This is a genomic window from Streptomyces sp. NPDC052036, from assembly GCF_040680495.1.
GTDB lineage: Bacteria > Actinomycetota > Actinomycetes > Streptomycetales > Streptomycetaceae > Streptomyces.
Genome location: NZ_JBFAWW010000009.1, coordinates 143247 through 162808, shown reverse-complemented (window position 1 = coordinate 162808; position 19562 = coordinate 143247). Strand labels below are relative to the sequence as shown.

18 protein-coding genes are annotated in these 19562 nt (G+C 70.3%); 13 read left to right on the top strand and 5 right to left on the bottom strand.

All coding sequences use genetic code 11. From position 1 onward, the window contains the following. The first annotated feature begins 29 nt into the window (after positions 1-29). The 6 genes from AB0L95_RS15930 (at position 30) to AB0L95_RS15905 (ending at position 6259) form a co-directional block, all read left to right on the top strand. Positions 30-1319, top strand: a complete 1290-nt coding sequence (locus AB0L95_RS15930; RefSeq protein WP_365162164.1) for a polysaccharide deacetylase family protein — start codon at positions 30-32, stop codon at positions 1317-1319. A gap of 66 nt (positions 1320-1385) precedes the next feature. Then, positions 1386-2021, top strand: a complete 636-nt coding sequence (locus tag AB0L95_RS15925; RefSeq protein WP_365162163.1) for a TlpA disulfide reductase family protein — start codon at positions 1386-1388, stop codon at positions 2019-2021. A gap of 1 nt (position 2022) precedes the next feature. Continuing rightward, entirely contained in the window at positions 2023-2787 is a 765-nt protein-coding gene (locus AB0L95_RS15920) for a cytochrome c biogenesis protein CcdA (RefSeq protein WP_365162161.1), read from the top strand. Between the two features lie 3 nt (positions 2788-2790). Further along, positions 2791-4593 carry a cytochrome c biogenesis protein ResB gene (locus AB0L95_RS15915; RefSeq protein ID WP_365162159.1) on the top strand — a complete coding sequence of 601 codons (1803 nt, stop codon included), beginning with the start codon at positions 2791-2793 and terminating at the stop codon, positions 4591-4593. Next, positions 4590-5672, top strand: coding sequence for a c-type cytochrome biogenesis protein CcsB (gene ccsB / locus AB0L95_RS15910; protein WP_365162157.1), 1083 nt, complete (start codon positions 4590-4592; stop codon positions 5670-5672). The genes AB0L95_RS15915 and ccsB overlap by 4 nt, the downstream gene beginning before the upstream one ends. Before the next feature lie 176 nt (positions 5673-5848). Further along, entirely contained in the window at positions 5849-6259 is a 411-nt protein-coding gene (locus AB0L95_RS15905; protein ID WP_365162155.1) for an SRPBCC domain-containing protein, read from the top strand. Between the two features lie 11 nt (positions 6260-6270). Here the strand turns inward: AB0L95_RS15905 and AB0L95_RS15900 are convergent, their stop codons facing one another. The 3 genes from AB0L95_RS15900 to AB0L95_RS15890 form a co-directional block, all read right to left on the bottom strand. Continuing rightward, positions 6271-7815 carry a hypothetical protein gene (locus AB0L95_RS15900; protein WP_365162153.1) on the bottom strand — a complete coding sequence of 515 codons (1545 nt, stop codon included), beginning with the start codon at positions 7813-7815 and terminating at the stop codon, positions 6271-6273. A gap of 82 nt (positions 7816-7897) precedes the next feature. Then, positions 7898-10027: a hypothetical protein gene (locus tag AB0L95_RS15895; protein WP_365162152.1), complete on the bottom strand. Its 2130-nt coding sequence runs from the start codon at positions 10025-10027 to the stop codon at positions 7898-7900. Positions 10028-10192: 165 nt separating this feature from the next. Next, positions 10193-11251 (bottom strand): sulfite oxidase, encoded by a 1059-nt coding sequence (locus AB0L95_RS15890; protein ID WP_365162150.1) that lies wholly within the window; start codon positions 11249-11251, stop codon positions 10193-10195. Positions 11252-11493: 242 nt separating this feature from the next. On the opposite strand from AB0L95_RS15890, the gene AB0L95_RS15885 reads away from it, so the two are divergent. After that, a complete protein-coding gene (locus AB0L95_RS15885; RefSeq protein WP_365162148.1) occupies positions 11494-12489 on the top strand; it encodes a DMT family transporter in 996 nt (331 codons plus the stop codon). On the opposite strand, the gene AB0L95_RS15880 is transcribed toward AB0L95_RS15885, so the two are convergent. Together AB0L95_RS15880 and AB0L95_RS15875 are read right to left on the bottom strand one after the other, a co-directional pair. Further along, on the bottom strand, positions 12377-13267 hold the full coding sequence (locus AB0L95_RS15880; RefSeq protein ID WP_365162146.1) for a LysR family transcriptional regulator: 891 nt from the start codon (positions 13265-13267) through the stop codon (positions 12377-12379). The two genes, AB0L95_RS15885 and AB0L95_RS15880, sit on opposite strands and share 113 nt — an antisense overlap. A gap of 18 nt (positions 13268-13285) precedes the next feature. Further along, positions 13286-13678, bottom strand: coding sequence for a PLD nuclease N-terminal domain-containing protein (locus AB0L95_RS15875; protein WP_365162144.1), 393 nt, complete (start codon positions 13676-13678; stop codon positions 13286-13288). Positions 13679-13766: 88 nt separating this feature from the next. Here AB0L95_RS15875 and AB0L95_RS15870 point away from each other — a divergent pair, with 88 nt between their 5' ends. The 6 genes from AB0L95_RS15870 (at position 13767) to mqnE (ending at position 19495) form a co-directional block, all read left to right on the top strand. After that, on the top strand, positions 13767-15224 hold the full coding sequence (locus tag AB0L95_RS15870; protein ID WP_365162142.1) for a menaquinone biosynthesis decarboxylase: 1458 nt from the start codon (positions 13767-13769) through the stop codon (positions 15222-15224). A 79-nt stretch (positions 15225-15303) separates the two neighbouring features. Then, on the top strand, positions 15304-16206 hold the full coding sequence (gene mqnP, locus AB0L95_RS15865) for a menaquinone biosynthesis prenyltransferase MqnP (protein ID WP_365162141.1): 903 nt from the start codon (positions 15304-15306) through the stop codon (positions 16204-16206). A 46-nt stretch (positions 16207-16252) separates the two neighbouring features. Further along, entirely contained in the window at positions 16253-16825 is a 573-nt protein-coding gene (locus tag AB0L95_RS15860) for a Uma2 family endonuclease (protein ID WP_365162139.1), read from the top strand. Between the two features lie 79 nt (positions 16826-16904). Continuing rightward, on the top strand, positions 16905-17588 hold the full coding sequence (locus AB0L95_RS15855) for a UbiX family flavin prenyltransferase (protein WP_365162137.1): 684 nt from the start codon (positions 16905-16907) through the stop codon (positions 17586-17588). Positions 17589-17764: 176 nt separating this feature from the next. Then, positions 17765-18220 carry an Lrp/AsnC family transcriptional regulator gene (locus tag AB0L95_RS15850; RefSeq protein WP_365162135.1) on the top strand — a complete coding sequence of 152 codons (456 nt, stop codon included), beginning with the start codon at positions 17765-17767 and terminating at the stop codon, positions 18218-18220. A gap of 111 nt (positions 18221-18331) precedes the next feature. Continuing rightward, positions 18332-19495 (top strand): aminofutalosine synthase MqnE, encoded by a 1164-nt coding sequence (mqnE, locus tag AB0L95_RS15845; RefSeq protein WP_365162133.1) that lies wholly within the window; start codon positions 18332-18334, stop codon positions 19493-19495. The last annotated feature ends 67 nt before the right edge of the window (positions 19496-19562 follow it).

The following is a 19562-nucleotide window of genomic DNA, read 5'->3' as shown; positions in this document are numbered from 1 at the left end:
CTGAGCGGGCGCTATGAGATGGGGACGGGATGCGGGACATCAGCCGGCGGGGACTGATAGGGCTCGGGGCGGGCGCTGCGGCCGCCATGGGACTGGCCGCGTGCGGCACCCAGGGAGGGAACGACGCCCGGCCCGGGCACGGTTCGGGCAAGGGGGGCTCCGACGGCCCCGACAGCCCCACGGCCACCGCGCGTCTGCTCGGTGACGGCTCCACCGCCGACACCGGCAAGCAGCCGCACCAGCCCGGCAAGCCGGTGCCCCTGGAGCCCGGCGAGACCCCGCCGCAGTTCGTGATCTTCTCCTGGGACGGCGCCGGCGAGGTCGGCAACGGTCTCTTCCCGCGCTTCCTGGACCTCGCCAAGGAACACGGCGCGCACATGACTTTCTTCCTCTCCGGGCTCTATCTGCTGCCCGAGTCGAAGAAGCGCATGTATCTGCCCCCGAACAACCGGCCGGGCGCCTCCGACATCGGCTATCTGGCCGACGGGCACATCCGCGCCACGCTCCAGAACGTCCGCCGGGCCTGGCTGGAAGGCCACGAGATAGGCACCCACTTCAACGGCCACTTCTGCGGCGAGACCCACACCTCGGTGAAGTGGTGGACGCCCAAGCAGTGGCACAGCGAGATCCAGCAGGCCAAGGCCTTCGTCAAGGAGTGGAAGACCAACACCGGCTTCAAGGATCTGCCGCCGCTGCCCTTCGACTACGACAAGGAGCTGGTCGGCGCGCGGACGCCCTGTCTGCTCGGGCAGGACAACCTGCTGCCCACCGCCCGCGAACTCGGCTGGCGCTACGACGCCTCCTCGCCCGGTGGCCGGCAGATGTGGCCGGTCAAGCGGCAGGGCGTGTGGGACTACCCGCTCCAGGCGATACCGTTCCCGGGGCACACCTTCGAGGTGCTGTCCATGGACTACAACATCCTCGCCAACCAGTCGATCGCGACCACGAAGGCGCCCCCGTCCAACTACCCGGGCTGGCGCACCCAGGCGACGCAGTCGTACATAGCCGGATTTGAGCGGGCATACCAGACAAACCGCGCACCCTTCTTCATAGGGAACCACTTCGAGCACTGGAACGGCGGCATCTACATGGACGCCGTCGAGGCGGCGTTCAAGCACATCGCGCGCGAGAAGGAGAAGGGCGCAGACGTACGGCTCGTCTCCTTCCGGCAGTTCACGGACTGGCTCGACGTGCAGCGGCCCGACACTGTCCGCAAGCTGCAGAGCCTCAACGTGGGACAGCAGCCGACAGGCGGCTGGAAGGAGTTCCTCGCGGACAGCGGCAAGGCCACGTCGAGCGACCCGTCAAAGGCCGCCTGATATGCGCTTTTCCGCCCGCAAGGGGGGTGCGCAAGATCCCCGGAACGGACATGCGAAACTTTTCACATGAGTGCCGCCTGCCGCGCCCCCCAGCGCCTGAACCGCACCCGTAGCCGCAGTCGCCGCCGCGCCGCCCTCGGCACCGCCGGGGTCGCCGTAGCGGCGCTTGTGCTGTCCGCCTGCGGTTCCGGCGGCACCTCCGGAGGTTCGGGCAACACCAACTTCATCACCGGCAAGGACGGCATCGCGACCGTCAAGAAGGGTGAGCGGGCCGCCGCCCCCGACTTGTCCGGTACGACGATCGACGGCCGGAAGCTGGACGTCGCCGCCTACAAGGGCAAGGTCGTCGTCATCAACGTGTGGGGCTCCTGGTGCCCGCCCTGCCGAGCCGAGGCGACGAACTTCGTCCAGGTCGCAAAGGACACCGCGACCAAGGGCGTCCAGTTCGTCGGCATCAACACCCGCGACACCAGCACCGAGCCGGCCCGTGCCTTCGAGAAGCAGTACGGGGTCACGTATCCGAGCCTGTACGACCCGACCGGCCGGCTGATGCTCCGGTTCAAGAAGGGCACCCTGAACCCGCAGGCGATCCCCTCCACGCTGGTCCTCGACCGGGACGGGAAGATCGCCGCGCGGACGTTGCAGCCCCTCACCGAGGAAAAGCTGCGCGAGATGCTCGACCCGGTCGTCGCGGAGAAGTGACGTGAGCGGAGTGTCCCAGCTCGCGGCGGCCACCGGCTCGACCCTGCCCAGTGCGCTGCTGCTCGCCCTGCCGGTCGCCGTCCTCGGCGGCCTCGTCTCCTTCTTCTCGCCGTGCGTGCTGCCGCTCGTGCCCGGCTACCTCTCCTACGTCACCGGGGTCGCCGGTACCGACCTCGCCGAGGCCAGGCGGGGCCGGATGGCCGCGGGCGCCTCGCTGTTCGTGCTCGGATTCACCGCCGTGTTCGTCTCCGGCGGGGCGCTGTTCGGGTACTTCGGGCACACGCTGCAGGAGTACGACGGCACCCTCACCAAGGTGCTCGGCGTGCTCATGATCCTGCTGGGCGTCTTCTTCATGGGCCTGATGCCCTGGCTCACCCAGCGCGAGTTCCGGTTCCACAGGAGGCCCGCCACCGGCCTGGTGGGCGCGCCCCTGCTCGGCGCCCTCTTCGGCATCGGCTGGACCCCGTGCCTCGGCCCGACCCTCGCCTCCGTGCAGGCGCTCTCCTTCGACCAGGCGAGCGCGGGCCGCGGGGCCCTGCTGACCGTCGCGTACTGCCTCGGCCTCGGTGTCCCCTTCGTCCTCGCCGCGGTCGCCTTCCGCAAGGCCCTCGGCGCGTTCGGGTGGGTCAAGCGCCACTACGTCTGGGTCATGCGCCTCGGCGGCACCATGATGATCGTGACCGGCCTGCTGCTGCTGACGGGCGTCTGGGACGGGATCGTGCAGCAGATGCAGAGCTGGTCCGACGGCTTCACGGTGGGGATCTGATCCATGAGCGACACACGGAGCACCGACGTGCACAGCGAGACGACGGACACCACCCCCGACGGCGATCTCGGTGAGGCCGGCTCGCAGCTGTCCACCGCCCCCGTCGAGGTCGCCATGCCCGGCTCCTTCGGCGGCTCCCGGGCGCCCGGAGCCTGGGGCTGGATCACCTGGACCGCACGCGAGGTCACCGGCTGGAGCCGCTGGTTCTGGCGGCAGCTGACCTCCATGCGGGTCGCGCTGATCCTGCTCTTCCTGCTCTCGCTCGCCGCGATCCCCGGCTCGCTGATCCCGCAGACCGGCACCGACGCGCTGAAGGTGCAGGACTTCAAGGACGGCCACAAGACGCTGGGCCCCCTCTACGAGAAACTCGGGCTGTTCCATGTGTACAGCTCAGTGTGGTTCTCGGCGATCTACATTCTGCTGTTCGTCTCGCTCATCGGCTGCATCGTCCCGCGCACCTGGCAGTTCATCGGCCAGCTCAGAGGCCGCCCGCCGGCCGCGCCCAAGCGGCTGACCAGGCTGCCCGCGTACACGACCTGGCGCACCGACGCCGAACCCGAGGCGGTCCGCGAGGTCGCGCTCAAGGTGCTCAGGCAGCGCCGCTTCCGGACGCATACGACAGGGGACGCGGTCGCGGCCGAGAAGGGCTATCTGCGCGAGGCCGGCAACCTTGCCTTCCACCTCGCCCTGATCGTGATGCTGATCGCCTTCGCCTGGGGCCAGCTCTTCAAGTCCGAGGGCAACAAGCTGATCGTCGAGGGTGACGGCTTCTCCAACACCCTCACCCAGTACGACGACTTCAAGTCCGGCAACCTCTTCACCGACGACGACCTGGTGCCGTTCAGCTTCCGACTGAACAAGTTCGTCGGCACGTACGAGCGCACCGGCCCCAACAAGGGCACCCCGCGCACGTACCAGGCGAACATCACCTACAACGTGGGCGCCTACGGCAAGGACCGGAAGACCGCCGTCAAGGTCAACGAGCCGCTGAACATCGGCGACGCGAAGGTCTACCTCGTCAGCCACGGGTACGCGCCCGTCGTCACCGTCCGCGACGGCAAGGGCGACGTCGTCTTCCATGACGCCGTGCCGCTGCTGCCGATCGACTCCAACGTCACCTCGCAGGGCGCCGTCAAGGTCTACGACGGCTACCGCAACGCCCAGGGACAGACCGACCAGCTGGGCTTCGCCGCCTTCTTCGTGCCGACCTTCGCCGGTGCCGGCAAGGGCACGATGTTCTCCCAGTTCCCGGCGCTGGACTTCCCGGTGCTCGCGGTGTCCGCGTACCACGGCGACCTGGGCGTCAACTCGGGCATCCCGCAGAACGTGTACCAGCTGAACACGAAGAACCTGAAGCCGTTCAAGGACGCCAAGGGCAACCTCGTCAAGGCCCGCCTGCTGCCCGGCGAGACCATGCAGCTGCCCGACGGCAACGGCTCGATCACCTTCGACAAGCAGGTCAAGGAGTGGGCCGGCTTCCAGATCGTGCAGCAGCCGGCGAGCGGCTGGGCGCTCGGGGGTGCCCTCGCCGCCATCTTCGGTCTGGCCGGCTCCCTGTTCATCCAGCGCCGCCGCGTCTGGGTGCGGGCCTCGGCCGGCCCCGACGGGGTCACCGTGGTGGAGATGGGCGGCCTCGGCCGCAGCGAGTCCGCGAAACTGCCCGAGGAGCTCGGCGACCTGGCCGGACTCGTCCACGACCGGGCACCCACGAAGACCGACGAGAAGGACGACGCCGACGCCGACCCCGCTCAGGAGCCGGGCGCCGATACCCCCGTACCCGCCGCTGAAGGGGCTCAGAAGAAGTGACCCTCGCCACCGCCACCAACGAACATCTCGCGAATATCAGCAACACGCTGATCTACTCCGCTATGGCCGTCTACACCCTGGCCTTCTTCGCGTACATCGCCGAATGGCTCTTCGGCAGCCGCAGCAAGGTCGCCCGCACCGCCAACGCCCTCACCGCGGGCACCGACCGGCAGGCCGAGGCGCCCGCCGTCACGGTCAAGAAGGCCGGGGGCACCGCGGTGCTGGAGCGCCCGAAGGTCGTCACCCGCGCCGCGGCCGGCGCCCGTGAGGTGCCGGACGGTCCCGGCGCCCACGGCGGTGACGCCCAGGGCGACCTCTACGGCCGGATCGCCGTGTCCCTCACCGTGCTCGCCTTCCTCGTGGAGCTGTCCGGTGTCATCGCCCGCGCGGCCTCGGTGGAGCGGGCGCCGTGGGGCAACATGTACGAGTTCAACATCACCTTCTCCACGGTCGCCGTCGGCGTGTACCTCGCGCTGCTCGCCCTGAAGAAGAACGTGCGGTGGCTGGGCCTCTTCCTCACCACCTCGGTGCTGCTCGACCTCGGTCTCGCGGTCACCGTCCTGTACACGGCCAGCGACCAGCTCGTGCCCGCGCTCCACTCGTACTGGCTGTACATCCACGTCTCCACCGCCATCATCTGCGGTGCGGTCTTCTACGTCGGCGCGGTCGGCACGCTGCTCTACCTCTTCAAGGAGTCCTACGAGAACAAGCTCGCGAACGGCGGCAAGCCCGGCAGCTTCGCCACCTCCGTCCTGGAGCGGCTGCCCGCCTCGGCGTCCCTGGACAAGTTCGCCTACCGCGTGAACGCCGCCGTCTTCCCGCTGTGGACGTTCACGATCATCGCGGGCGCCATCTGGGCCGAGTCGGCCTGGGGCCGCTACTGGGGCTGGGACCCGAAGGAGACCTGGGCCTTCATCACCTGGGTCGCGTACGCCTGCTATCTGCACGCCCGCTCCACGGCCGGCTGGAAGGGCCGCAAGGCCGCGTACATCGCGCTCATCGCCTTCGGCTGCTGGCTGTTCAACTACTACGGCGTGAACATCTTCGTGGGCGGCAAGCACTCCTACGCCGGCGTGTAAGCCTCCCTGCCGCGAAGGCCGGTTCCCTGTGACCTGAGTCATGGGAACCGGCCTTTGCCGTACGGACGGACGCTGAGTGCGGACACGGTCACCGGGGGCTGGGCGCGGGCCGAGGACATCGTGTCGCTGACCTTCCTCGGGGAGCGGAACCCCGGCTGCCGCGCCAGGCTGGTGTCATGACCAATGCCATCGAAGAGCGCGTCGCCGAGCATCGGGGGGATCTGCACGTACGCCATTACCTGCTGCGCCTGGCCCGGCCCGTGGCGGAGGTCTGGCCCGCCCTCGCCACCTCCGCGGGTCTGGGGGAGTGGCTGGCCGCCGCCGAGCCGTTCGAGCCGCGGCTCGGCGGAGCGGTGGCACTCAGACTGCCGGAGGGCACGGCCCGGGGCCGGATCACGGCCTGGGACGTGGAACGGGTCGCCGAGTACACCGTGGAGGGCCGCGGCCGTATCCGCTTCCATCTGGAGCCGGGCCGCCCGGCCGGCACCACCGTGCGGTTCACGCACGAGAGCGAACAGGACGTCGACCCGGGCTGGCGGGAGCGCTTCGAGCGCCTGCTCGCCGTCGTGGAGGCCGACGTCCTCTGACGCGAGGGGCCTCACGTCGGCGGCAGGCACTCCTTGGCGGGCGGCTTGCCCTCCGGCCAGGCGAGCTTCACGAACCGCGACGCGCCCGACGGTGTCAGTTCCACGATCGCCACGGCCTTGTCGTAGGGGTTCCCGTGCCCGTCGAGGCAGATCCATCCGCCGGCCCCGTTCACCCGGTGCGACCCCTTGATGTACGACCACTCGTTGACCACGTCGGTCAGCGGCGGCACGGCCTGGCCGGTCGGTGTGGCCTCCCGCAGCCCCTGCACCGCGAGCCGCATCCCGTCGTAGGCGATGATCAGCTGTCCGTCCTCCAGGGCCGTCGGCCCGATCGGCCCGACCGGCTCGCTCTGGCTCCGGGCGATCAGATCGTCCAGCGCCCGTGCGTCCGCGGTGCTGCCGCCCGTCGCCGGGGTCTGCTGCTTCCAGGCGTCCGGGTGGGCCAGTGAGGTGTAGCGGAGGGCGAGGTTGCGGGTGAGGGCGTCCCGGTTGAGCTTCTTGTCGCCGGTGAGATACGAGCCCTCGTCGCCCGTGAGCACGGTGAGCTTGCGGTCCGTGCAGCCGCGGTCCCCCAACGCGTTGATGAACTGGCGCAGTTGGGTGTGCCGTCCGGCGAACAGGATCGTGTTCATGGACGCCGGGGTGTCGCACACGACGGACGCGATCTGCCGGAACTGGTTCCCGGTGGTGCCGTCCAGCGTGCGGTCGGCGGGCGGGGCGAACGACTGCGGCGCTATCCGCGATCCGGACAGCAGCCGCTGGAAGGAGTCCTGGAGCGTGCGGGTGTAGGGGTCGCCCGGCTTGTCGTACACCAGCAGCGCCTGCCCGCCCGACACCCTCGCGAACGAGGCGAGGGCGCGGGCCTCGTCCGTGTTGGTGGGGGAGACCCGGGCCAGCCCCGGGTAGGGGTCCTTGCCGCCCTGTCCGTTGGCCAGGTCGTCGGCGGTGATCGAGGTGCCGATCACGGGGATGCCGTGCCGGGTCAGTGCCCTGACCGCCTGCTTGTTGGCGTCGGTGCTCTGCCCTATCCCGGTCACCGCCCGCAGGGTGTCCGGGCCCTTGGTCATCGCGGCCAGCCGGTCGACGACGGTCCCCCAGTGCGTCCCGTCCGCACCGGGGTTGGCGAGCACGAGCCGGATCGACGGGGTCTGGTCCGTGGTGTCGTGGTTGGCCTGGTACTGGGCCAGATAGGCGCCCTGCAACTGGTGCTGGATGTCGTTGAGGCTGGCCGGGGCGGACGCGGTGAACGGCAGGAACAGCGCGACGGTCACATAGCTGCCGGGCTTGAGCCGGCGGTTCTCACGGTCGATCGCCCGCACGGTCGCGCTGAATCGGGACCGGCCGAAGTCGTACGCCGTCGTCGACACGCCCACACAGTCGTCGCTGTCCTGGGGGCGGGACACCCCCGGCGCGCAGGAACGGTCCTCTTCGGTCATCACGAGACCGGTCCACACGGCGGCGGCCACGACCACGGCGGTCAGCAGCAATGCCACATACCGGCGGAAGCGAATCTCCCAGACGTCCTCGCGCAGCCATCTCCACAAACGTGCCGCCATCACCGACCCCCGTCCTCGTACGAACCCGTGGTCTCCGTCGCCCCCGTACCGCTCAGCCCCGGGGCCCCGCCCGCCGGGCCCCTCACCCCTGCCCCCCGTCCTCGTCGTCGACCGGGATGCGCAGGGGACGGCCGGCCAGCGCGTCCGAGGGCCAGTCGCGCGAGGCACGCCACAGCAGGGCCGTGCCCCCGGGCCGCAGGTTCGACAGCTGCTCCAGTTCGAAACGCAGCCGCTCGGCCACCTTGGGGTCGGGCAGCACCAGCGGATCGGTCAGCTGCCACACCGCGTGCAGCAGCCGCCGTACGCGCAGGTGCAGGGCGGTGTCCACGCCCTCGGGCGGCCGCTGCGCCGGGTCCGTACGGCCGAGCGCCACCGCGGCCCGGTGGTCGTGGCCGTCGAAGTCGTGGCCCTCGGGGTCGCGTGCGGGGTAGTAGGGCGCGGAGGCGATGAAGACCAGCTCGGACAGCCAGGCGCCGACCTCGGTGTCCGGGAAGGCGTCCCGCAGATGCGCCACCGCGAAGTCGGCCTTGCCGAGGGCCAGTTCGTGGTGCAGTCGGTAGCGGGGCGCGTCCGGGGTGTCCCGCTCGCCGTAGTGGTCGATGACCGCCCGATGGGTCGCCTGCCACTGCGCGTGCCCCGTGTCGAGGTGGTGCAGCCGCAGCAGGAGCAGGGCCCGCAGGAACGGGTCGCCGACGAACTGCCCGGCCGCCGTCGGCCACCCCTCCTCGGCGAGCCGCTCCTGCAGACCGAGCACCCCGGCCGCGCCGAAGTCGTCCGGGAGCCGGTCCTCGGCGAGTGCCAGCGCCGAGTCCCGGTCGTGCGCGGCGGCGAGCACGGTCAGCTCGTCGATGCGGCCGCCCGGCACCAGCCGGTCGAGCAGCTGCCGGTAGGCGGGGTGGCCGTCGTGGTCCGCGTGCAGGGCGACGTCCGCGGTGAGCAGCGCACCGAGGGACCGGGCCCCGCGCGGCAGGTTCTGCCGGGCCGACTCGGCGAGCAGGGTGATGCCGAGCGGGCTGCCGCCGGTCAGCCGGTGGGTGGCGTGCGGAAGCTGGGGTGGCATCTGAAGGCCCCGGCACGCGGCGCCCACGATGTGCAGGGTGTCGTCGGGCGTCAGCGGCGGCAGCGTGACGAGCAGCGCCCGGGAGGACGGGGAGGCGCCCGGCTCCCAGCCGGTGGTGCGGGCGACCTCCGTGAGGGAGCGGCGTCCGGCGTTGCGGAGCGAGACGGGGGTCCCGCCGCCCGAGTGCGGCCGGGAGTGGGGGAGGGTGCTACCGCGCAGGGCGGAGAAGAAGACGACCTGGTCGCGGATGCCGTCCGCTCGGTCGCGCAGCACGGACTCCATGAGGCCGCGCCCGGCGGGTGCCTGCACGTTGTCGATGAGCACGACCGGGCGACCCAGCCGGTGGGAGCGCTGCATGACCCCGGCGTAGGCGTCGTCGAGGTCGGCCAGCAGGGCCCGTACGAGATGGCGCTCGGCGTGGGCACGGGAGTCGCCGCCCGCCCGGAAGTGCCCCGAGAGCAGGATCAGCCCCAGCTTGGGGTTGCCGCCCGCGTTCGGGTAGTCCCGGTACCAGGTGGCGGCCCTGCGTAACCGCCGGTGGGTCGGCGAGACCCCCTCGCTGAAGGACTCCAGGGTCGCCTCGATGATCGGCTCGACGACGGGCCCGGTGTTCGACATGGAGGCGACGAGTTTCGCGACCACCTTGCCCACCCAGCGCCCCGCGAACCCGTCGAGGAAGGAACGGGCGTCGTTCAGCAGCAGGATCCGCTCGGCCTCCTGCCGGATCCGGGGCACGTCCCGGTCGCTCCAGCCGCCCGCCGCGACGGCCAGCAGCCCCGAGGCGAGCCGTGGGAAGTTGATCCGCCCGGCTCCCTTCACAGGCTCGGCGAGCTGTTCGGCGACGGTCGTGAGGGCCTGGGCGAGGGGCGACCACGCCTCGGCGGGCCGATCCGGGGGCGGCGCCGTGAACTGCGCCTCCTCGGCGTCGACCAGTGCGACGGGCGTATGCCCCTGGTAGGCGGTGCGCACCTCGGCGAGCAGGGCGGTCCTGCCGATGCCGCGCCCGCCGGCGAACACCACGAACGGCAGGTCGCCCTGGTGTTCCTGCAGCGAGGAGCGGAGCTGGTACGGACGCAGACCGACGAGCCGAGCAGCGAGGCCCGGCGGATCGGCGTCGAACAGCGGCCCCCGGCCGTGCAGCGATCTGTGCACCGCGTCTCCCCCCGGAGCGGTCCGATCCGATGTGCTGCTGTGAGGTCTACCAATACCAGTGTAAAAAGGGGGAGTTGATTCGGACTAGGGTGCGTGATGTCCGTTGGGTTACGAAAGTTGCCCGCTGTCGGGCCGCGAATGATCGTCTTGCACCGCGGTCGATCGTCAGGTGTGGCAGGTGAGGTGCAGGCCGGCCCAGGAGTTGTTGGCGTACCCCCTGGGGTTCCAGACCGTCGCCGGCGATTCGGGCTCCACGGCCCCGGTGGAGTCCCAGGCGCGGGCGAGGAGCTCCGTCTCGCCCACCGGCAGGGTGAGCGTGGTGCGCCAGTGCTGCCAGGTCCAGGGGTTCTCCGGTGCGTCCAGATCGGCGTGGGTCCAGCTTCTGCCGTTGTCGGGGGAGACGTCCACGCGTGCCACGGTCCGGTCCTCTCCGGCGAGGGCGTAGCCGGTGACCTCGGTCGGCCCGGCAGGCAGCCAGGAGTTCCTGTCGGGCTGCAGGATGGCGCAGTGGAGGGCGATCGGGCCCAGTGTGATGCCGTCGCCCGGCCCGGCCGTGCGGGGGTCGGCCTCCGGCGGCAGGATGCTGTACTCGGTCTGGAAGTAGTTGTCGGAGGGTTCGGCGCGTGCGGTGATGCACCGGAGCCATTTCACGCTGCGGGCGCCGATCCAGCCCGGGACGACCACGCGCAGCGGAGCGCCGTGCGCGGCGGGCAGCGCCTCGCCGTTCATCGCCCAGGCCAGCAGCACCTCGTCGGAGGCCGCCTTCGTCACCGGGACGGAGCCGCCGAAGGGTCCCGGCGGGTCGGCCTGCTGCGACACGTCGGTGCCGGTGAAGGCGATATGGGCGGCCTCCCCGCGCAGTCCGGCCGCTGCCAGCACATCCGCCAGGCGCACCCCGCTCCAGCATGCGGTGGAGGTGGCCGCCGGGCCCCAGGGGACCTGGCCCGGTATGTCGCGGAACTCCATGAGATCGGCGCGGCGGTTACCGGCGCACTGCAGTGTCGCCACCACCGTCCGCTCGGGGAAGCGGCGCCGCAGGTCGTCGAGCGACAATTCAAGCGTGTGTTCGACCAACCCCTCCACCCGCAGCCGCCAGCGGGCCACGTCGACACGGGGGATCGGCCCGTGGTTGCGGCCGTAGAAGGTGTCCAGGGGGGTGAGCGGGGAGACAAGGGCGCCGGGAGGCGGTTCGGCGTTGTACGGCTCGGCCTCATGCACCAGCATATTGTCTCGTTTGTTCCATATGCCCATATAGCTTCCGTTCCCCGAACCGTGCGGGGCGATACGTTCGCCCCCTCCTGAATCCGCCGGCCGGGCGCCGGGGGCGGGCGGGGGCCGGACGTCCCGTGACCCCGTGGAAGGGCCGCCCAGGCGGTCGCCGCCATCGGCGGGGCCGATGGGCCCATCGGCAGGACGCCCCGCCGGCGCGTGGACCGGCCGGGCCGCCCGCTCGTAGCGTCCTGGGCATGACCCCCGAGAACAAAGGCACGGCCCAGCTGACGACCGCGATGGTGCTCTCCGGCACCCTCGGTGTCTTCGTCGTCGAGTCGGGCGCCTCGCCTTTCGACGTCGTCTTCTTCCGTGTGCTGTTCGGCGCCCTCGCCCTCGGCACCTATGTCGTCGCCCGCGGCTGGCTGCGCGGCCACGGCTTCACCCCGCGCACCCTGGGACTGGCCGTCCTCGGCGGCGTGTTCATCGTCTGCAACTGGGTCCTGCTGTTCGAGGCGTACCGGAACACGTCCATCTCCGTGGCCACGGTCGTCTACCACACCCAGCCGTTCTACGTGGTCCTGCTGGGCGCCCTGCTGTTCCGCGAGCGGCTCACCGCCGCGAAGGCCGGCTGGGTGGCCGTCGCCTTCGTCGGGCTGATCCTCGTCTCGGGCGTCACACCCCGCGACTTCGGGAACGGCGGCTCGTACCTCCTGGGCGTGGGCCAGGCCCTCCTCGCCGCGCTGCTGTACGGGCTGTCGACCCTGGTCACCAAGCGCATCACGGGCGTACGCCCCCACCTCATCGCCCTGGTGCAGGTCCTCGTCGGCATCCCTCTGCTCCTGCCCTTCGCCGACTTCGGCGCCATGCTCCCCCAAGCTCTCGGCTTCGCTCGAGCAGGGGGGACCCCCATCGAGGGCGCGGACTGGGGCTGGCTGGTCGGGCTGGGCGTCATCCACACCGGTCTGATGTACGTCCTCATGTACGCCGCCTACGCCAAGCTGCCGACCGCGAAGATCGCCGTACTGGCCTTCGTCTACCCGGCGGTCGCGATGATCATGGACTGGGCGGTGTACGGCCACCACATCGGACTCGTCCAGGCCCTCGGCGTCCCGCTGATCGTCCTCGCGAGCCTGCGCGTCACCCTTGCCCCGACTCCTCGGCCACGAGGCGCCGCGTCTGTTCCACGAACAGCCGGGCATGCGCCGGAAGCCGCTTCCCGGCCCGCCACGCCAGCTGCGTGCGAAGCGTGAACGGCGGCTCCCACGGCAGACGTACCAAAGAGCCCTCCGCGAGTTCGGCGGCGACCGTCACCTCGGGCAGCAGCGAGACCCCGAGACCGGCCGCCGCCGCGCGTTTGGTGGCCTCGATGGTGCCGAACTCCCTGAAGTCCACGGGCCCGAGAGCACTGAGTTCCCGCTCGAACAAGTCCCGGTAGGCACAGCCGGGTTCGGTCGCCAGCAGGGACTGCCCCACGAGATCGGCCGTCGCGACCGGCCCCGGGGCCAGGGGATGTCCGGGCGCCGCCACCAGTGCCAGCGGCTCCTCGGCCAGCACCGCCGTCTCCAGCCCGGCGTGCCCGGTCTCCTCCTCCATCAGGAAGCCCAGGTCGTACGCCCCCACCCGCAGTGCCTGCCGGGTCTCGTCACCGATGGTGGTCCGCAGCGACAGCCGCACCCTGGGGTAGCGGTGGTGGAACAACTCCAACAGCGGGGGCAGACGGTACGAGGTCAGCGACTCCATGGTGCCGACGGTGAGGGAGCCCGCCGGTTCCTCCGCACCGGCCACCGCCGCCCGGGCCTCCTCGCTCAGCTCGATGATCCGCCGTGCGTAGGGCAGCAGCCGCTCGCCGGCCTCGGTGAGCCGGATGCGGCTGCCGAGCCGGTCGAAGAGTTCCGTGCCGAGCGCGGCCTCCAGGGCGCGGACCTGGCCGGTCACGCTGGACTGCGCGTAGGCCAGTTCCGCCGCGGCGCGGGTGAAGCTGAGGAGGGTGGCGACCTTCTCGAACGTGACGAGCAGCCGGAGTTCCATCGGACGGTCCCGGTCCGCTCAGTCCTTGGGGTCCTCGCCGCGTTCCCGGCGGCGCAACTCCTCCTCGCGGCGGCGCAGATCGGCCTCCCAGTCCTTCAACAGCGCCTCGTCCTTCTTGGTCTCCTCCTTCAGCGACCTGAGGAACTCCGGATTGTCGTCGGGCGCGACCCAGTCCATACGGTGGTTGCGGTGCCACTCGGAGGGGGTGGAGCCGTTCACCGCGGGATGGCGCACCTTGCCCGCCACGAGCCAGGCGATCGGTCCGACCAGCACCTCGCCGAAGAGCAGGATGATGATGACCCACACCACCTTGGGCAGCCCCCGCACCTGCTCCTCGGGGGTGTTCAGGCAGTCGATGAAGGCGTATATCCACAGCGCCAGGACCAGCAGGTAGGGCAGATACCTGAACATGGTGGTGGGATCCCCCAGGAGACGACGGCGGAGCGTGGGACGGCCCCGGTGACGGGGTCAGGTTAGCCGGTACCGGATACTGGATCGCATGGCTTACGACGATCTTCGGTCCCTGCTCCGGGCGCTGGAGCGCGAGGGAGACCTCAAGCGCATCAAAGCCGAGGTCGACCCCTATCTGGAGGTCGGGGAGATCGTCGACCGGGTGCAGAAATCGGGCGGGCCCGCGCTGCTCTTCGAGAACGTGCGCGGCTCGCGCATGCCGCTCGCCATGAACGTGTTCGGTACCGACCGCCGACTGCTGAAGGCCCTCGGCCTGAAGTCGTACGGCGAGATCTCCGAGAAGATCGGCGGTCTGCTCCGGCCCGAACTGCCGCACGGGTTCGTCGGCATGCGCGAGGCCTTCGGGAAGCTCGGCGCGATGGCGCATGTGCCGCCGAAGAAGGTCAAGGCGGACAGCGCCCCGGTGCAGGAGGTCGTCCTGCGCGGCGACGACGTCGACCTCGACGCCCTCCCGGCCCTGTTCACCTGGCCCCAGGACGGCGGCTCCTTCTTCAACCTCGGGCTCACCCACACCAAGGACCCGGAGACCGGGATCCGCAACCTCGGGCTGTACCGCCTCCAGCGCCACGACAAGCGCACGATCGGCATGCACTGGCAGATCCACAAGGACAGCCGCAACCACTACCAGGTGGCGGCCCGGCGCGGCGAGCGGCTGCCGGTCGCCATCGCCTTCGGGTGTCCGCCCGCGGTGACGTACGCCTCGACCGCGCCGCTGCCCGGCGACATCGACGAGTACCTTTTCGCCGGGTTCATCGCGGGCCGGCGGATCGAGATGGTCGACTGCAAGACGGTCCCGCTCCAGGTTCCTGCCAACGCGGAGGTCGTCCTGGAGGGCTGGCTGGAGCCCGGCGAGATGCTCCCCGAGGGACCGTTCGGCGACCACACCGGCTTCTACACGCCGCAGGAGCCCTTCCCGGCCCTGAAGATCGACTGCGTCACCATGCGCAAGCGCCCGCTGCTCCAGTCGATCGTCGTGGGCCGCCCCCCGACGGAGGACGGTCCGCTGGGCCGGGCCACCGAACGCTTCTTCCTGCCGCTGCTCAAGATCATCGTGCCGGACATCGTGGACTACCACCTGCCCGAGGCGGGCGGCTTCCACAACTGTGCGATCGTGTCGATCGACAAGAAGTACCCCAAGCACGCCCAGAAGGTGATGCACGCCATCTGGGGCGCGCACATGATGTCGCTGACGAAGCTGATCGTGGTCGTCGACTCCGACTGCGATGTGCACGATCTGCACGAGGTCGCCTGGCGTGCCCTCGGCAACACGGACTACGCCCGCGACCTCACCGTCGTCGAGGGTCCCGTCGACCATCTCGACCACGCCTCCTACCAGCAGTTCTGGGGCGGCAAGGCGGGCATCGACGCGACGAAGAAGTGGCCCGAGGAGGGTTACACGAGGGACGGCGGCTGGCCCGAGATGGTCCTGTCGGACGAGGAGACTGCGGCGAAGGTGACCCGGCGCTGGAAGGAGTACGGGCTGTGATGCGTACGGCCATGCAGGAAGCAGGCAGGGCGGCGACGGGGTTTTCCCGCCGTCGCGGGGGCGAACCGGAGTACGGCCTGTGAGCAGCGCTTCCGCCGCGATCCCGCAGCCGGGACGCACCAAGGCGTTTCTGCGCCTGGTGATGATCGAGCACTCCGTCTTCGCCCTGCCCTTCGCGTACATCGCCGCGCTGACCGCGATGTACCAGTGGGACCGGAACATCCACTGGGGACGGCTGCTGCTGGTCACCGTCTGCATGGTGGGTCTGCGGACGTTCGCCATGGCGGTCAACCGGATCATCGACCGGGAGATCGACGCCCGGAACCCGCGCACGGCGCACCGCGAGCTGGTGACCGGAGCGATGTCGGTCCGCCATGCCTGGACCGGCGCCCTCATCGCCCTGGTGATCTTCCTGGGCGCGGCGGCCCTGCTCAACCCCCTCTGCCTGGCCCTCGCCCCCATCGCGGTGATCCCGATGGTGGTGTACCCGTACGGCAAGAGGTTCACGAACTTCCCGCAGGCGATCCTGGGCCTCGCCCAGGCCATGGGCCCGATCGGCGGCTGGCTGGCGATCAGCGGCAGGTGGGACTGGGACGCGGTGATCCTCGGCCTCGCGGTGGGCATCTGGATCGGCGGCTTCGACCTGATCTACGCCTGCCAGGACGTGGAGACGGACCGCGAGATCGGGGTCATGTCGGTGCCGGCCCGCTTCGGCATCCCGACGGCGATCCGGGCCGCCCGGGTCTGCCACGCGATCGTGACGGCGCTGTTCGTCTGGTACGCGGTCGCCACCGGCGCTGGCTTCTTCTTCTGGCTCGGCCTGGTGATCGTGGCGGGTGCCTTCGTCTACGAGCACTCGATCGTGCGGCCGCACGACCTGAGCCGCCTGAACCGCGCGTTCTTCAGCGTCAACGGCTTCATCGGGATTGCCCTGTTCGTGTGCGCGCTGCTCGATCTTCTCGTTCGGGGTCTGAGCGTCTGACCACGGTGCGGCCTACCATCGAGGGCAGGACCCCAGGGAGGCCGCCGTGACCATCTCGGGCATCGACCGCCTGCACTCGCAGCTCAGCAGGCTGGAGGACATGTTCCCCGGCTATGTGACGGAGATTGTCGAGGGCAGCATCGTGATGAACCCGGTCAGGCCGTTCCACGGGAAGACGATCCAGCGGGTGTGGGCACTCCTCGAGGAACAGCTGCCGCCGGGGTGGTCCCTGGTGAGCGATGTGGCGTTCCCGTTCGACGACGCCAACGAGTTCTGCCCGGACATCGCGGTCATCCCGGCCGAGGCGGAGGCCGAGAACCGCAGCGCGTACCCGTCCGACCTGATCGAGCTCGTCGCCGAGGTGGTTTCCCCGGAAAGCGTCCGCCGCGACTACGAGGTCAAGCCCCGCTGGTACGCCTCCCGCGGCATCGCCAACTACCTGGTTCTCGACCCGCTCAAGGGCCATGTCGTCACGATGTGGAACCCCGGCCCCGACGGCTACCGCGGCCGCGACACCATCCCGTACGGCCCCGACCTGACCGTCGACTCCCCGCTGGGCAAGCTGACGCTGACGACCAGCGGGCTGCCGGTGGACCCGAAGGCGCCCGCCCGGTCCTGACCCCGGCCCCGGTCACACCGTCCGCTCTGCCGGGACCTTGGCCGGTCGCCCGTGTGCGACGCCGGATAGGCTCGGGGGCGTGAACCCAGTCAAGCCAGGAGAGACGCCGCGTACGCCTTGGATCGTGGGGGTTTCGGGTGCTTCGGGCACCCCCTACGCCGCTGCCGTGCTGCGCGGACTCCTCGACGCGGGCGAGAGCGTCGATCTCGTGGTCAGCCGGGCCTCCCGGCTCACGCTGCTCGACGAGACGGGCCTGCCGTTCCGGGACGCCCACTGGCAGGACGATCTGCGGGCCTGGCTGTCCCGCGGTGCCGACGGAAAGCCCGGGACCTTCGACGTGGACATCACGGGGGTACGGCATTGGAGTGCCGGGGACCTGGCCGCCGGGCCGTCCTCGGGGTCCTATCCGGCCAAGGGGATGCTGATCGTGCCGGCCTCGACGGCGTGCGTGGCGGGGGTCGCACTCGGGCTGTCGAAGGACCTGTTGCAGCGGGCGGCGAGCGTGACCCTGAAGGAGGGCCGTCCGCTGGCCGTCGCCGTACGGGAGACCCCGCTGAACGGCCAGACGCTGCGCCACCTGGTGGCCCTGGACGACGCGGGCGCGGTCGTGGTGCCCGCCTCGCCCGCCTTCTACGCCGGGGCCACGCACATCCAGGACCTGGTGGACTTCGTGGCCGGGCGGGTGCTCGACACGGTGGGAGTGGAGCACGGGCTCTACCGCCGCTGGCAGGGCGAACTGGGCGGGGGCAGCCGTACGACGTGAGAGCCGGCCGAGCGCCTCACGGGCCGGGCCGCGGCAGTCCGCAGCACTTTCAGCACCTCTTCAGACCTCTGCATCAGATCTCTTCGGACCCTCTGCGGCAGATCTCTTCAGACCTCTGTAAACAGATCTCTTCAGACCTTCTGTATCAGACCTCTTCAGTGGAAGGCTTCGATCGCATGGACGCGGTGGACAGGCAGCTCATCCAGGCCCTGAGGGAGAACGGCCGGGCCTCCTACGCGGAGCTGGGACGTCTTGTCGGCCTGTCCGGGCCCAGCGTCACCGACCGCATCAACCGGCTTGAGGCGGCCGGGGTCATCACCGGTTACCGTGCGACCGTCGATGCGGCCTCCCTCGGGCTCGGGGTCACCGCCCTCATCGGCATCTCGCTCTCCGACGCAGCGGACCACGAAGACGTGGCGCACCGGTTGAAGGACCTTCAGGAGATCGAGGACTGCTGGTTCATCGCCGGCGACGACTCCTTCATGCTCAAGGTGCGCGCGAACGACGTGGACGGCCTGGAGAAGACCATCCGCCGGCTCTCCGGCACCAAGGGCGTCTCCCGTACGCGGACCACGATCGTGCTGTCCACGAAGTGGGAGAACCGGGTGGGGGAGCTTCCGGAGACGCAGTAGGCGCACGGCGCCGTGCGGGGGCCGCCCGGTGGAGGTGCCGGGTGGGGCGCCGTCCGCCCGCGGGGCGGAGGTACGGTGGGGTCGGTTTTGTCCAAAGGGAGAGGCAGAAGCATGGATGTCGGGCTCAAGCGCGAGCTGGAGGACAAGGTCCGGGCCGGTGAGCGGCTGACCCGCGAGGACGGCATCGCGCTGTACGAGTCGGACGACCTGGCCTGGCTCGGCGGCCTCGCGCACGAGGTGCGGACCCGCAAGAACGGCGATGTGGTCCACTTCAACGTCAACCGTCACCTCAACATGACGAACGTGTGCACCGCGTCCTGCGCGTACTGCTCGTTCCAGCGCAAGCCGGGCGAGAAGGACGCGTACACGATGCGCATCGAGGAGGCGGTCAAGCTCGCCAAGGCGATGGAGTCGGAGAGCCTCACCGAGCTGCACATCGTCAACGGCCTGCACCCGAACCTGCCGTGGCGCTACTACCCGCGGTCGCTGCGCGAGCTGAAGGCCGCCCTGCCGAACGTCTCGCTGAAGGCGTTCACCGCGACGGAGATCCACCACTTCGAGACCATCTCCGGCCTGAGCGCGTCCGAGATCCTCGACGAGCTGATCGACGCGGGTCTGGAGTCGCTCACCGGCGGCGGTGCCGAGATCTTCGACTGGGAGGTCCGGCAGCACATCGTCGACCACCGGACCCACTGGGAGGACTGGTCGCGCATCCACCGCCTGGCGCACGAGAAGGGTCTGAAGACCCCGGCCACCATGCTGTACGGCCACATCGAGGAGCCGCGCCACCGCGTCGACCATGTGCTGCGGCTGCGTGAGCTGCAGGACGAGACGGGCGGCTTCCAGGTCTTCATCCCGCTGCGCTACCAGCACGACTTCGTGGACATGCAGGACGGCAAGGTCCGCAACCGCCTTCAGGCGCGCACCCAGATGGCGACGGGCGCGGAGGCGCTGAAGACCTTCGCGGTCTCCCGGCTGCTCTTCGACAACGTCCCGCACGTCAAGGTCTTCTGGGTCATGCACGGCGTGCAGACGGCACAGCTGGCCCTCCAGCACGGCGCGGACGACATGGACGGCTCGGTCGTCGAGTACAAGATCACGCACGACGCGGACAACTACGGCACGCCGAACAAGCTGACCCGCGAGGACCTGCTCGACCTGATCCGGGACGCGGGCTTCCGCCCGGTGGAGCGGAACACGCGGTACGAGATCATCCGCGAGTACGACGGTCCGGACCCGGCCCGCCGTGACGCGCCCCAGCCGATGCGGCTCTGATCCCTCCCCAGTCCTTGTGCAGGCCCCGGCGCGCACCGCCGGGGCCTGCACGTCTGTGGAGGTCAGG

Coding starts and splice junctions, on each gene's coding strand:
- AB0L95_RS15875 (WP_365162144.1), bottom strand. CDS start 13,678: ATGTTCAGGTATCTGCCCTACCTGCTGGTCCTGGCGCTGTGGATATAC.
- AB0L95_RS15925 (WP_365162163.1), top strand. CDS start 1,386: ATGAGTGCCGCCTGCCGCGCCCCCCAGCGCCTGAACCGCACCCGTAGC.
- AB0L95_RS15870 (WP_365162142.1), top strand. CDS start 13,767: ATGGCTTACGACGATCTTCGGTCCCTGCTCCGGGCGCTGGAGCGCGAG.
- AB0L95_RS15880 (WP_365162146.1), bottom strand. CDS start 13,267: ATGGAACTCCGGCTGCTCGTCACGTTCGAGAAGGTCGCCACCCTCCTC.
- AB0L95_RS15885 (WP_365162148.1), top strand. CDS start 11,494: ATGACCCCCGAGAACAAAGGCACGGCCCAGCTGACGACCGCGATGGTG.
- AB0L95_RS15930 (WP_365162164.1), top strand. CDS start 30: ATGCGGGACATCAGCCGGCGGGGACTGATAGGGCTCGGGGCGGGCGCT.
- mqnE (WP_365162133.1), top strand. CDS start 18,332: ATGGATGTCGGGCTCAAGCGCGAGCTGGAGGACAAGGTCCGGGCCGGT.
- AB0L95_RS15890 (WP_365162150.1), bottom strand. CDS start 11,251: ATGCTGGTGCATGAGGCCGAGCCGTACAACGCCGAACCGCCTCCCGGC.
- AB0L95_RS15850 (WP_365162135.1), top strand. CDS start 17,765: ATGGACGCGGTGGACAGGCAGCTCATCCAGGCCCTGAGGGAGAACGGC.
- AB0L95_RS15915 (WP_365162159.1), top strand. CDS start 2,791: ATGAGCGACACACGGAGCACCGACGTGCACAGCGAGACGACGGACACC.
- AB0L95_RS15905 (WP_365162155.1), top strand. CDS start 5,849: ATGACCAATGCCATCGAAGAGCGCGTCGCCGAGCATCGGGGGGATCTG.
- AB0L95_RS15900 (WP_365162153.1), bottom strand. CDS start 7,815: ATGGCGGCACGTTTGTGGAGATGGCTGCGCGAGGACGTCTGGGAGATT.